The following is a 13,077-nucleotide window of genomic DNA, read 5'->3' on the forward strand; positions in this document are numbered from 1 at the left end:
ACCTCGTCACGGCGTGCGAGGCGTGTAATCTCAAAAAAGGCGGATGAATCTACAGGCAGCGCACATGCAGCTGCTGCGAGAACCGAAAGAGCCCATCGCCAGCGCCTTGTATCTCTACGGCACGCACCTGCCCGAAAATCAAGACTGGCGGTCCTTCCTCGAAGGCTGGTAATTCGCCTCTTTCCGAGACTCCAATAACGCGTAAATCCCCCCGGCAACGACGCCGTGTCCCCCCAGCAGAATCGGCACGTCGGATTGGCCTACGGCTTGTGTGAGTCTTTTCAGCGCCTCGTCTTGAATAGCTTCCGTCCAACCCAGATCCGAGGCAAATCGATCTCCTGATGAAGGCCATCGACCTCGATGCGCCATCCAGACACGCGTATCCCAGAGAACGCCGTCCGATAGGTTCGCGATAAATTCCACAAAACGCTGGGCGCCCCAATCTTCCAGCATTTCTCCGACCAGCGAGCGAACTTCCCCCCGTTCGAAACGTCGGCTGGCAATCATGCCGCGCTCCTCAGCGAATGCGCGCACCCAGATCTGGGTTCGATCGTTGAAGGTTTTCCAGATTTGAGGGGACGTCCTACCGATCAGCGTGACGGTGCTGGCTGGTGTGCTGACGACCTCAAGTAAATCGTCGATTACATCCAGACTATCTGGTGGAGCGGTCTGGATGAAACCCCCGAGAGTCTCCCCCAACGATGGATGCCGGTGCAGCATCAGCAGATCGGTCGGTGTATCGATATCGACCCGGCTCCCTGCACCAAAATCTGGAGCTTGAACCTCGAAATCGGCCTCCTGAGCCAGGACCCAACCGAGTGAGTTATCCTGCTCCAAGCGATCCTGAAGCCGGGGAAAAACATCTCCCCGATTGACCACCATCCAATCCGTCGAGTGATAGTTGTTGACCAGGGCAGACGGCCGTTCCATTTGGTCCACTCGGTTGAAGACTTCCTGCAACATGTTCTCCGTCATCAACGGCGCACTTCCACCTCCGAAGTAACCCAATCGCTGGAAATGGTTTTCCAGGATGATTTTCGTGAGACTTCGTCCGAAGTGGAACGTTCCGGTAGAAGATGCCAGCGGGACTGCGCCTAGCTGAACCAGGGCTTCGCGGTCCACTGGATCGGCTGCGAGGACGAAGACCTCGCTTATGCTGCGCACTTGACCCAATCGTCGAACCAGGTCGCATGCGGCTGCCCGACGGCCCTGGGCGACCCAACCTTCGGCCGGAGTACTGCCGGCTGGTGACAGCATGATGATTACGGGGAACATAGGCATCGAAATTCAGGCCGCCGTCATGCGAGCAGATGATTGCGCATCAACTGCGATAACAATTCGAGATTTTAATCGATTTCGGGTTCGATCAAGCCAAGCGTACCATCGCGGCGCCTGTAGAGCACGTTTATCGAATGGCTTTCAGCATTGAGAAATATAAAGAAGTCTTCATGCCCAACGAGACTCATCTGCTCGATCGCTTCCAACTCGTCCATCGGGGTAAGCACAAACCGCTTCCGCCGTACGATGGTGTCTTCCGCTTCCGTTCCTGATTCGGGTGTCTTGGACATATCCATGGCGAGATCGGAAGCCGAACGGCCATCTCCCCGACCGCGCCACCGCCGGCCTTTGTACCGTTCGATTTGTCGATACACTTTATCCATTACCGCATCCACGGAAGCAAAAATATCATCCGTACGTTCTTCGGCGCGCAGCAGCACGCCTTTCCCCCGCACGGTAAGCTGAACGACCTGGCGATCTTTCGCATTTCTGGCGGATTTTACGTACTGCAGATCGACCTTCGCCTCATTAAGAATATCGAGATACCGATCCAACTTTTCGACTTTCTTAGTAATGTAATCTTGTAAACGATCGTTTAGATCCATATTTTTGACGTTAATCATCACTTTTATGGTCATCGATAATCCTCTTGTTAAGTAATAACTTAGAAAGCAGTATGGTCCGCGCGTGCGGCGGTAAGCGCGAACACATGCTCCGCACCGGCACTCTGTAAAGCCTGAGTACATGCCAGCAAAGTCGCACCCGTCGTAAACAGATCGTCAATGATTAAAATGTTTTTCCCACGAACCTTCCGGCCGTCTGCGCTAAAAGCCCCTCGCACGTTTCGTCTGCGAGCGTCGGGAGAAAGCCCTACCTGAGAGCGTGTGTCCCGAATCCGACGGAGTGCTGAAGCCCGATAGGGTCTCCCCAGTTTACGAGCAACACCGGAAGCAATCAGGTCGACCTGATTATACCCTCTTCGATTGAATTTTTTTCGGCTCAAGGGAACGGGGACTACCGTCGCATCCGGCCATGCCTCGTTCGAGACGATCTCGACCAGTCGATTTGCCAGCCAGTCGGACAAGCGACGATCCGGCCGGTATTTCAATTGCACCAAAGCCCGGCATATTGGACCGCGATACCAGGCAAAGGAACGCGCTTGAAAGGGAAGCTTCTCCGAACGGCACGAAGTACACTGTTTTGTTGAAGTTAAAGGCAGTCCACACGACGGACAGAGTCTACCGGAAATAGGCTCAATCTCCTGAACGCAATCCTGGCACCATATTGCTCCCTGTCGGTTACATCCCACACAGTACGGCGGAAAAAACAGATCGAGGCAGGAATCGAGCGCTCGTTTCGATAGACGACTGCACCGGTTGAGAATGGTACGCGGCAAAACACCCCCTCTATGTAGATTCCAATACGAGTAGATTAGAAGATACCGGCCAGCGCGGAAGTCATCAGGGTCAGAGCAGCAGGACCGAGCAGCAATATCAAAATCGACGGAAAGATGAGACAACCGATGGGGAACACCATCTTGATCGGTGCCCGACCGGCTTCCTCCTCCGCGATTTGACGCCGGCGAGTCCGCATCTGGTCGGATTGGATGCGAAGAACCTTCGCCATACTCACGCCCAACTGCTCGGATTGGATGACGGCGGCGATGAAGGAAGTCAATTCGGGTACGTCGACTCGATCGGCCAGGTCACGCAGCGCTTCCCGGCGCAATTTACCCAGTCGAATCTCTTGCAGCACACGACCAAACTCTAAAGAGAGATCGTCCTCCCATTTCTCGTGGACTTTCCCCATAGCCGCATCAAAACCAAGGCCCGCCTCGACACATACGTTGAGCAAATCGAGCGCATCAGGCAAAGCACGAAATACCGCTCTTTGCCTCGATTTGATCTTACTCGTCAGCCACAGGTCCGGGAAGTAAAATCCGAGGGCGATGAATAGCACCGACAATCCCAGGCCTTGAAGCCAGTTCCTGCCAGATGAAGTGTAAACGAGAAAAATCGCTCCACCGAACAAAACGCCCACAATTACCCGCAGGACCAGGAAGAATGCGGGATCCAGCTGCATGGGGTTGCCCGCCATCTCGATTCGATTTCGGGCGTTTTCGAGCGTTGCCTGGGGTGTGAAGCGCGAGGCAATTTCACCCACTTTATTGAACATTGGCAAGATAATTCGTTCGAAGAAACCTTGGGACAGTTCGAGGTCTTCTAGCGTTAGGGGAACGTCGCTCGCAGAATATTCTGCCAACCGATCCGAAATCGGATCGCTGGCTTGCGGCGCCTTGATCCCTGCGATCACCAGGACGATCGCAAAGACGACGACGACAACGACGATGACCAATATCACCAGCGGATTCATGTCAAATCACCTCGATCGCTCGTAAGAACAACATTCCGTGGAAAGGACACCTACCTTCAACCTCGAGTAAAACTTACCTCTTGCAGTCAATTTCGTTTTCAATTATCAATCGCTAAATGTCAATATTAACAATTTTCTGAATAGCGATCATGCCGAAGACGATCATCAGGAACGCCAGAATGACCATCGGAATGCCACATCCCCTGGTCTCAGGCTCGAAGAGCACCATGATGTAATCGCGGTTCACCAAAAACAATATCCCTGCCAGAGCAAAAGGCAACGCTGCGATGACCCAACCTGTTGCCTGGCCCTGTGCAGTTAATGCTTGAATCTGGCCTTTAATCCGCACACGCTCGCGAATCGTGTGTGAAATCGTGTCAAGAATTTCAGCCAAGTTACCGCCGACTTCTCGTTGAACGTTGATCGCCGTAATCACCAGATCGAGGTCGTCACTGCTAATACGGCGAAGGAGATGCTCGAGAGCATCCTCGATCGTAAGACCCAGCTGCACCTCTTGAACGACTCTTCGAAATTCATCGCAGATCGGAGAGGGCAATTCACGACTGACTGATTCCATCGCCTGCAGCGTAGAAAAACCAGCGCGCAGGCCGTTGACCATCAGATTGATCATGTCGGATAATTGGTTGTCGAATGATTTCAACCGCCGACTTTGAGCCATTTTCACATAGAAACGAGGGATCAGTAATCCGACGACGAAGAATACGATGGCCAACAATATGCTCTGGCCGGTAGCAAAAAAACCAAGCGCGGCGACGACGACACCACATATAAAGATGCCCGCAATGTATTCCGCCGGTCGAAGTTTAATGTCTGCGCGTGCGAGATTCTTCGAGATCCCGTCAAAGAGATCCGTTCCTTCCCCCATACGGTTGAAGAAATCTGAGATGGGCGTCGACCTGTCGCGCTCTTTTTCAGTGCTGACGTCTCCCCCGTAACTTAACTGACCCGTCTCAGAATATTGGCCTAACCGCTCTTCTACAATCGAGCCCCTTCCGAACACGGATGAGACGATTCCGATGATCAACAGGAGCAATCCAAGCCCCAATCCTATCATAAGGACGAGATTTGAATTCATAGGTTAGTACCCGCGCTTTCCACCAACGCCAAAGATCGTCGCCGGTAGATGAATCCCCGATGTCTCAATCTTATCAATAAATTTAGGTCGGAGTCCAGTCGGACGCAACCTTCCGATCACGCGGCCGTCCTCGAATCCCGTTTGCTCGAAGACGAAAAGATCTGTCATCGTGATGACGTCACCTTCCATACCTTGAATCTCTGAGATGTGGGTCACCTTACGCGTGCCATCGCGTAATCTTTCCAGATGCACCACGAGTTCCATCGCGGAGGCGATCTGTTCGCGGATCGCCCGTACGGGAAGATCCATCCCGGCCATCAGGGTCATTGTTTCGATACGGGCGAGTGTGTCGCGAGGGCTGTTTGAGTGCGCCGTCGTCATTGAGCCCTCGTGACCGGTGTTCATGGCCTGGAGCATGTCCAACGATTCTTCCGCACGAATCTCACCGACGATGATCCGATCCGGTCGCATACGCAAGCTGTTTACAACCAGATTCTGAATGGTCACTTCACCTCGACCTTCAATGTTGGGTGGTCTCGACTCCAGCGTGACAACGTGTTCCTGTCGCAATTGAAGCTCGGCCGCATTTTCGATCGTTACAACGCGCTCATCGGAAGGGATGAATTGAGAGAGAACGTTCAGCAGAGTCGTTTTACCGGAGCCGGTACCTCCGGAGATCACGACGTTGATGGCCGAGATCACGCATGCCTTGAGAAATTCGACCGACTCGGGCGTCAACGTGCCAAACTCGACCAATTGATTGACAGTAATCGGATCACGCGAGAATTTACGAATGGTCAGCGTGGGTCCGACCAGCGAGATCGGCGGTATGACCGCGTTCACACGCGACCCATCTGGAAGGCGGGCATCTACATAGGGACTGGACTCGTCGATGCGTCTGCCCAGAGGAGCGACGATGCGGTCGATGATGCGCATGAGATGGTCACTGCTTTCGAAGGAAGCGGGTTCGCGGTGTAGTTTACCTTTGCGCTCGATGTAGATCTGTTTGGGCCCATTGACCATGATTTCTGTGATCGTATCGTCCGCCAGGAGTGGTTCGAGCGGCCCCAGACCGAGAATCTCGGCCACGATCTGTTCGAACAGCCGCCGTCGTTCCGGCCGAGAAAGAACGATCTTCTCCTCGGCCAGAATATTCTCAAACAATTCTTCGATCGTTCTGCGGACTTCGGCCGTCTGGCTTACGTCCATGGATGGATCCAGTTCAGCAAGGAGTTTGTTCTGAACGCGTGTTTTCAGGTCGTAATACGTATCCCTTTGCGCTGAGCGCGGCGGCGCGACACGGCGAGCATTCAACCCAGACAGCCGGCCGGTAGTTCCCCCGATGGGGGGATTGCTGCTAGCGCTGGATGGGACTTCCGCTTGTCCTTGCTCAATCCTTTTCAATAGCGACACAGTAGCACTCTCCTAAAAATCGCACTCAACAAACCCAACCCATTTGCGTCAGCGGCACGATTATTCTTCAACCACTTTTTCCATTTCGATCAATTTTTCTTTCAATGCCCCCAGGATATCGATGATACTTTTGGCAACCGAGGAGCCGCGATCCGATAGCATGAGTGGAACACCGCGATTGACGGACGTCGAGACTGCACGTTCATCAAAGGGGATGACACCGTTTACCGAGTAATTCAGATTCTCCTCCACGGCCTCGGGTGTTATGCCGGATTTACGGTCCATCTTGTTCAGCACGAAAAAGACGTTTTCTTTGGGGAACTCGAGGACGGTCAACAGATCGAACAACAAACGGGCGTCCTTGATGGAAGGAATCTCCGGAACGGTTATGACGACCAGCAGATCCGCTGCGTCCATCACCGCAAGCGCAATGTCATCCATATTGGAACTCATGTCAACGATGACATAGGCGAACTGTCGGCGAAGATGTTGCAGCACTTTGCGGATCTGTTCCGCGTTCACCTCATCCGCCATTTCGGGGCGCGGTGGCGCCGCGAGAACGCGTAGACCGCTGTCGTGATTTAAAAGTACTTCCCCGAGGATTTCCGGGTCGACTTCATCGGCTCGAGTGGAAACATCCGCAAAGCTGAACTTGACCTGCAGGTTCAACGATACGGCTGCGTCGCCAAACTGCAGCGCAGTATCCACCAGCACTGTTGGCGTTTCTTCGGTGTTCAATCCCAGGGCGATATTCGTCGCCAAGACCGTACAGCCTACACCGCCCTTGGCGCTGTACACTGCGATCAACTTCCCTTCTGGTAGCGCGTAGCCCATCCCGGGCACCGGTTGAGCGACCTGAGGTGCTGGTCGTTCCAATGATTTCCGCTGCTCTTGCGCCCGCGCCGCAAGCGAACGAATTGTGGAAATCAATTCGTCGCCGGAGGGAGGTTTGGCGATAAAATCTCGTGCGCCAGCGAGCATCGCCCGGCGCATGTAATCGGCTTCACTCTGAACGGACAAGATGACGATCTGTGCGTACGGAACGTCTTTCAATAACTCTTGCGTCGCCGTGATGCCGTCCATGTCGGGCATGTTAATGTCCATCACGACGACGTCGGGGTCTTTTTCGCGCGCTAACTCGAGTGCATCTTGTCCACTTACCGCAGCACCGACTACCGTGATATCCGATTCGAACTGCAGTAACTTACGGATGTTTTCACGCGTTTCTGCGATATCATCAACGATAAGGACGCGGATTGTTCCTTCCGCGTTTTCAGACATATGATCCTCCGACAATCAACCAACCCTTATATATTGCTAAGAGCCCCTGTTGCTACTCTTCTCCTTGAATGGTGATCTCGTAATCGATGAAAGGAACAATCGGCTCTTCTATAGCCGGTGTCAACGCATAAGGAAGTTTGGCCGGCACGGTAATGTTGTAATTATCCAGCAGATACTGCAGGGTGATACTGCTCGTCTCTGTGATGGTTGTATCGTCCGGCGATCGCAGCGTTAAGACGAGATCCGCTCCCGCTTTTACCGCCCAGTTCAAAGCCAAAGCATCTTGTGGCGTGACGATCAGCGTAATGATGTCCGGCAAAGCTTCCTTAACGTTCTCCGTCGTTGCCTCCTCACCTTCAGGAACATCAACCATTTGGACTTGCTCCCCCAGGATGTCAACGGTGGAGAAATTACCGAATTTAAGCACCGTGGCGTTTTCAATCAGGCGCTGGGAAACCAACCGTGGCCGCTGCGTTTCCTGGGGAATCACGTGAATGGGCAGACCCAGCTCCGGCTCGATCTCGACGCGTCCGTACGGCCAGTATTCGCCATCTTGACGTCTCGACGGATCTTGAATTCCGGGACTGAGGGGCACCGTAACGTGCGGGCCGAATTGCTGTGGGATACCGCCCAGAGCACTGATCGCCGTCGTTTCATTCGGTAATTCGGTCTGGAAATCCGCGTCGACGCTGACGATCAAGAAGCTGATTAGAACGTCGACCTGATCACCGGCTCGCAGAGCATAAGCGACGCCGGATATTCGGTGCCATGGAATAGAGATTGCAGTGTAGCCAGGTTCGATTGCCATTGCGGCATCGGAGCCGACGCTGAGCAGATCACCCGGTTTGTCCGTCAGCATACCTTCGGTGATAAATAGGCCGCGAGCGATGTCCATCCGTGCCCTGCGCCCGACAACCCGAGATTTGAGTTCGTCTTCATCTTCACCACTAATCATCGTCTCGATGACCAAGTCTCTCGGCATCTGGGAGACGACGACACCATCTTGCTCTGGGATGATCGAACCTCGTGAAATGTCTTGCCCGGCAACGACGACGTATACCATATCTGCAGACAATCCGGGTTGAAGAGTACCTTCACCCTCAGCTGGCGGAGCTTCTTCATTCCCCCCGAGCATCAAGTATGCAGCCAGCACACCGAGGAGGATGATTATGGCAAGCAGCATTATGACTCGACCACCACGCATAGCGCCTCCTTTCGTGGTGATAAAACTGAGTTTCCGTGCGCGTATATTATCTGTTCCGTGTTAAAAGTCAAGTGACCCTGATTACAATAACCTTTCAAATATGAGATAAGGCCTGATAGTGCACTCAGGAGCCCTATCTTCCGATAGGGCTCCTCCAGTTGGTAATGATGTCAAGGCGTTCCCTATAGTACGCCCTTGACGATTGTTAAATATTGCTGACGATATTGCTGAACACATTTCCAATGGCAGGTCCGAGCAGCGCCAAAATAACGATCACGACAACAGCGATCAATACAAGAATCAAAGCATATTCGACGAGGCCCTGACCTTTTTCCTTCGGGCTGTACAGCATCTTTTTCACCTCCTTTTCATCGTGGATTTAGGAATTTGTTGCCTTGGTACGAATAATTATAGGTACTGCCTTAAATCGATTCAATAGGACATCTTTCCGATGCCGTTTCCCGGGATTTCATAAACATAAATTGCTCATAATCTTCGTTCCGAGATATCACCCTGCTGCACCAAATCGTTTATTGCGCGCTCATCTTCGACTCAATCCAATCTCCAACGCATGCCTCTATCTCGACCGGATATGAATCTGGATAGATTCCGTCGTCTACAGTAGATTTACCTGGAATCATGCCCCCAGAGGAATCGTATACGCCACGCGTGTACCTTCGCCGGCAGTACTTGTAACTTCGAGTGAACCACCCACTTGATCAATACGATCCTCTAACGTGGTGTAACCATACTTTTTATGATCTTCTTCGGACATCGTTTCGATATCGACCCCACGACCATTGTCTTCAACACTCACTCGCAGTTCTTGTTCGCCGATATCGATCATGACTTTCGCTTGTGTTGCCTGGGCGTAGTCGCGCACGTTACGCAGCAAGGACTGTAAGGCTCGAAAGGTCAGGACTTCGAGATGCGGCTCCAAGCGCCGCTCCGTTCCGGTAATGACGGTCGAAACCTCGACACCCGTCTTTTCGCTATACGCCTCGATATAGCGCTTCGCTGTTGGCACCAAACCCAGATCGTCCAACATCATTGGGCGTAAATCGAAAATGAAGTCCCGAATTCGAGCGAACGTCGATGCTGCCGCCGCTTTCAGATTGTTCAATTCTTCCTTGGCTTTTTCGTGATCCGTGTTGAAGAGACGAACCGCGATTTCCGTTTGCAGGATGAAGTTCGATAAAGCTTGCGCCGGGCCATCGTGCAATTGACGTGAAATCGTTCGCCGCTCATCCTCCTGGGCTTCGATGATCTGTTGGATCGTCGAGGTGCCGCCTCCCATTAAATCCATAACGGAATCCTGCGGTCCACCTTCGATGACCTGCAGAGCCTTGGCCAAATACTCGCCGTATCGCTTCAAATGCGCTTCGTCGCTTTGCAATTTCTCCAGTTGACCGCGCATCGTGAAAAGACGCTGCTGTGCGTCTGAAAAAGCTTCGTACGTAGATTGAATATCATCTCGCGGTACGGTCTCGAAATGCGATTGCATCTGATGAAGATGTGCCGTGATGGAGGCATTTCGTTGGGCGAGCTTCTCCACCTCCCCCTGACTCTGTTCGACGAGCAGGCTGATTTCTTTTAACTCCCTGCGTACTTGCTCCACTTCATCGCGCGAGGTTTGGAGAAACTCCTCAAGGGGTGAGAGTTCTTTGACTTCTGATTCGGTCATCGCTGCGCCTGTTTACTTCCGAGTATCCTGGAGACGTACCCAGCCATGTCGAAGCGCATACACCGCAGCCTGGGTGCGATCTTCGACATCCCGTTTATGCAGGATCGACGTCATGTGGTTCTTCACCGTCTGATGGCTGATTCCCAATCGAGATGCGATTTCTTTATTACTCATCCCGCGCGTCACATACTGCAGGATTTCCATTTCGCGAGGCGAAAGCGGCGTGAAGGCTTCCACATCTCCATCCAGATGCGGGCGTCGAACCGTCTCGACGCCGCGCGACAGCCATTGGTCCAATCCGGATGAGTCATACACCTGATCGCCAACGACGAAGAAACCGCGGGCTACGTGGCGGATTACGTCGACCAACTTGCCCGCTTCCACGTCTTTCGAACAATAGGCAGCCGCGCCGGCGCGAAAAGCGTGCAGCACCTGTTCGACATCATCGTACGCCGTGACGAGGACTACTGCGGTGTCCAATCGTTCCGCAGAGACCTGGCGCGTTACCTGCATGCCGTTCATGTTCGGTAAATTGACATCGATGAGTGCGACTCGCGGTTTCAGTTCTCGAACCAGCTGGAGCGCTTGGTCACCGCTCGTGCCTTCAGCAATTACTTCGATGTCATCTTCCGAATCGAGAACGTTCCGTACACCCTCGCGAAAAAGAGGATGGTCGTCGACGATGATGACTGGGATATTCTCCATAACTGAGCCACCTATTTTTAACATCGGCGAGTATAGCACAGACTTTACTCACGAAGCAAACCATGCGACGGCCACCTGTAAACGGCCATATTCTCACCACCTGCCATCGGGCTGAACTTCGCTCTTGTAAGATACACTCTCTCAGCCTGTTGGACAAGGGATGGATACCACCCGGGAAAGGTCATGAGATAGTCTGCATGGTGATCGGTCAAGTATTGCGCCAGGGAGTCCTCGTCTCGGAGGAATGGAATCACCTCGGGGGAAATCAATCCCGCCAGGTCCAACAAATCCCGCCTGGAGAAGTACCCAAGTGCACCGATATCGTGTGCTGCAATGATAGCGTCCGGCTCCGTGTTCGCCTCGATCCATTTCGCACACCGGACCATCTCCGTCTCGATGATCGCCACATCACGCGCATAGGCCTGTGAACCCAGCACGAGGAACGCCAGCGCTGCCGCGCAAATCGACATCGGCCAGGCTCTTGAAAGCAATCTGGGCAGCCTGCGGTCTGAATTCAGGTCCAAGACGGCGAACATACCCCGAGACCCAAGGACGAGCAAGACCGGGATGACGGGCATCGCGTAGCGACCATGTTGATAGGTAACCGGTAGACGCCAGGCGTATGCCGCCAGGAAACCGAGCACCCAGAGCAGCGGCGCGAATTCCGCCCATCTTCTCTCTCGATACGTCTGAAGCACAGAGATCAAGATGCCGGGCAGCAAGACGGCGGCAGCTCCGATGAAGGGAACCGAAAGCTGCGACAGGACTCTTTTTATGAAGGGAATCCCGCGCAGCGCTGCATATTCGGCCGATTTGGCATAGAAAGTGCTCGGCCACCAAGTTCCCGAGAGTTGGTAGTTCGATATCCCATACGGAACAATCACGATGGCAAGTCCCAGGCAGACGCTTCCAACGTCGGTCAACAGCCTCTTAAGGGTCAGGCGATCTCGAACCAGGATCGTCCAGCCCACAGGAAGAAGCAAGGAAAGCGCATCCGGCCGGATCCAGACTCCGAATCCGATCGCGGCACCGAGATAGAACGCTTGAAATGGATGGCAATCCAATCGATAGAGAACGAAAGTGGCGACGAAAGCCAGCGCAAGGATTTCCATTCCGGAAACCGCAGCCCATGCCAGATGCCATTCCAGAACGACGAGCAACCCGGCCCACAACATCCAGCGGCGTGGTTTATCCGCTTTCTTAACGAACCATAGTCCACAGACCCAAGCCGTTGCAATCAGCAGCGACCCACCGAGCAGATCGCTCCAGGCCCTGGGATCCACTCCCAGGCGGTAACCCAACGCCAGCGTCAACGTCCACAGCGGCGCTGTCGAACCCGCACTGGGACGGCCGGGCAGAAAGGCCCATTCCCCGTCCACAATCAAGTTGCGGGCATACGTCTGATGAATCCAGGCGTCATCCAACGGAAACCCGAGACCATAGACAGCTTTACTGGTCAGCAGATATCCTCCGAGGACAAATCCCGCCAGGATGACCAGAAAAATCAAGCGACGGGCGTCTTGCCCGGTATTTCTTTGAATCACGGCGCGCTCTCCGAGGACACGACTTTCCAGATCTGGACATCATCCCCATTGGCGTCCGGAACGGTCAATATCAATTCCAGCCAGTTGGGCGATATCTCTCCATTGTAGAGTGCATCCAGGCCATCGGGATGATTGACGTCAAGTATCACCCAACGCACGCGGTATCGATCGATCACTGATTGAAGCGTATGTGGCGTGCCGTTGGGAATGACGACGGCTTCCATGCCCGTGGCGAGGAAAAAACCCGGCGGGTTGTTGACCGCCACGATGTCTTCCGGACGACCGAGGCCATCCAACGCATCGCCGACCGTTTCGTACGTTCGCTGCGGTCCCTCCCAACGAGGCGAAGAGATGGATGCACCAACGACTTTACTCCAGGTAAGGCCAACGGAGAGCAGGATGAGAAGCACGAGTGCGCCGGTATTGAGGACCTTTTTCGCTTCGGCCCCATCCCACTTGCGGATTCGCGCGCCCCATTCGATGCTGCGATCGAGGCCGA

At 53.7% G+C, this 13,077-nt stretch carries 14 protein-coding genes; 1 reads left to right on the top strand and 13 read right to left on the bottom strand.

The annotated features are described in order from the left end of the window. Window positions 1-43: 43 nt before the first annotated feature. Window positions 44-172: a hypothetical protein gene (locus tag P8Z34_14965; protein MEJ2551973.1), complete on the top strand. Its 129-nt coding sequence runs from the start codon at window positions 44-46 to the stop codon at window positions 170-172. Here the strand turns inward: P8Z34_14965 and P8Z34_14970 are convergent. The 13 genes from P8Z34_14970 to P8Z34_15030 form a co-directional block, all read right to left on the bottom strand. Next, complete coding sequence (locus P8Z34_14970; protein MEJ2551974.1) at window positions 139-1,275, bottom strand: hypothetical protein; 1,137 nt, start codon at window positions 1,273-1,275, stop codon at window positions 139-141. The two genes, P8Z34_14965 and P8Z34_14970, sit on opposite strands and share 34 nt — an antisense overlap. Window positions 1,276-1,346: 71 nt before the next feature. Continuing rightward, the gene (raiA, locus tag P8Z34_14975) at window positions 1,347-1,916 is read right to left on the bottom strand and encodes a ribosome-associated translation inhibitor RaiA (GenBank protein ID MEJ2551975.1); all 570 of its coding nucleotides are present in this window, start codon (window positions 1,914-1,916) and stop codon (window positions 1,347-1,349) included. Window positions 1,917-1,942: 26 nt separating this feature from the next. Then, the gene (locus P8Z34_14980; GenBank protein ID MEJ2551976.1) at window positions 1,943-2,362 is read right to left on the bottom strand and encodes a ComF family protein; all 420 of its coding nucleotides are present in this window, start codon (window positions 2,360-2,362) and stop codon (window positions 1,943-1,945) included. 347 nt (window positions 2,363-2,709) lie between these two features. Continuing rightward, the gene (locus P8Z34_14985) at window positions 2,710-3,651 is read right to left on the bottom strand and encodes a type II secretion system F family protein (protein ID MEJ2551977.1); all 942 of its coding nucleotides are present in this window, start codon (window positions 3,649-3,651) and stop codon (window positions 2,710-2,712) included. Between the two features lie 112 nt (window positions 3,652-3,763). Then, window positions 3,764-4,696: a type II secretion system F family protein gene (locus tag P8Z34_14990; GenBank protein ID MEJ2551978.1), complete on the bottom strand. Its 933-nt coding sequence runs from the start codon at window positions 4,694-4,696 to the stop codon at window positions 3,764-3,766. 54 nt (window positions 4,697-4,750) lie between these two features. Then, on the bottom strand, window positions 4,751-6,160 hold the full coding sequence (locus P8Z34_14995; protein ID MEJ2551979.1) for a CpaF family protein: 1,410 nt from the start codon (window positions 6,158-6,160) through the stop codon (window positions 4,751-4,753). 60 nt (window positions 6,161-6,220) lie between these two features. Continuing rightward, a complete protein-coding gene (locus P8Z34_15000) occupies window positions 6,221-7,441 on the bottom strand; it encodes a response regulator (protein ID MEJ2551980.1) in 1,221 nt (406 codons plus the stop codon). A 52-nt stretch (window positions 7,442-7,493) separates the two neighbouring features. After that, complete coding sequence (locus P8Z34_15005) at window positions 7,494-8,645, bottom strand: SAF domain-containing protein (GenBank protein ID MEJ2551981.1); 1,152 nt, start codon at window positions 8,643-8,645, stop codon at window positions 7,494-7,496. A gap of 205 nt (window positions 8,646-8,850) precedes the next feature. Next, on the bottom strand, window positions 8,851-8,997 hold the full coding sequence (locus tag P8Z34_15010) for a Flp family type IVb pilin (GenBank protein ID MEJ2551982.1): 147 nt from the start codon (window positions 8,995-8,997) through the stop codon (window positions 8,851-8,853). Between the two features lie 285 nt (window positions 8,998-9,282). After that, complete coding sequence (locus tag P8Z34_15015; GenBank protein ID MEJ2551983.1) at window positions 9,283-10,329, bottom strand: sensor histidine kinase; 1,047 nt, start codon at window positions 10,327-10,329, stop codon at window positions 9,283-9,285. A 12-nt stretch (window positions 10,330-10,341) separates the two neighbouring features. Continuing rightward, complete coding sequence (locus P8Z34_15020; protein ID MEJ2551984.1) at window positions 10,342-11,034, bottom strand: response regulator transcription factor; 693 nt, start codon at window positions 11,032-11,034, stop codon at window positions 10,342-10,344. Between the two features lie 44 nt (window positions 11,035-11,078). Next, entirely contained in the window at window positions 11,079-12,578 is a 1,500-nt protein-coding gene (locus P8Z34_15025) for a hypothetical protein (GenBank protein MEJ2551985.1), read from the bottom strand. Beyond that, the coding region (locus P8Z34_15030) for a hypothetical protein (protein MEJ2551986.1) at window positions 12,575-13,077 on the bottom strand (503 nt) is incomplete at its 5' end. The genes P8Z34_15030 and P8Z34_15025, both read right to left, overlap by 4 nt.

This window comes from Anaerolineales bacterium (assembly GCA_037382465.1).
In the GTDB taxonomy this organism is placed as follows: domain Bacteria; phylum Chloroflexota; class Anaerolineae; order Anaerolineales; family E44-bin32; genus WVZH01.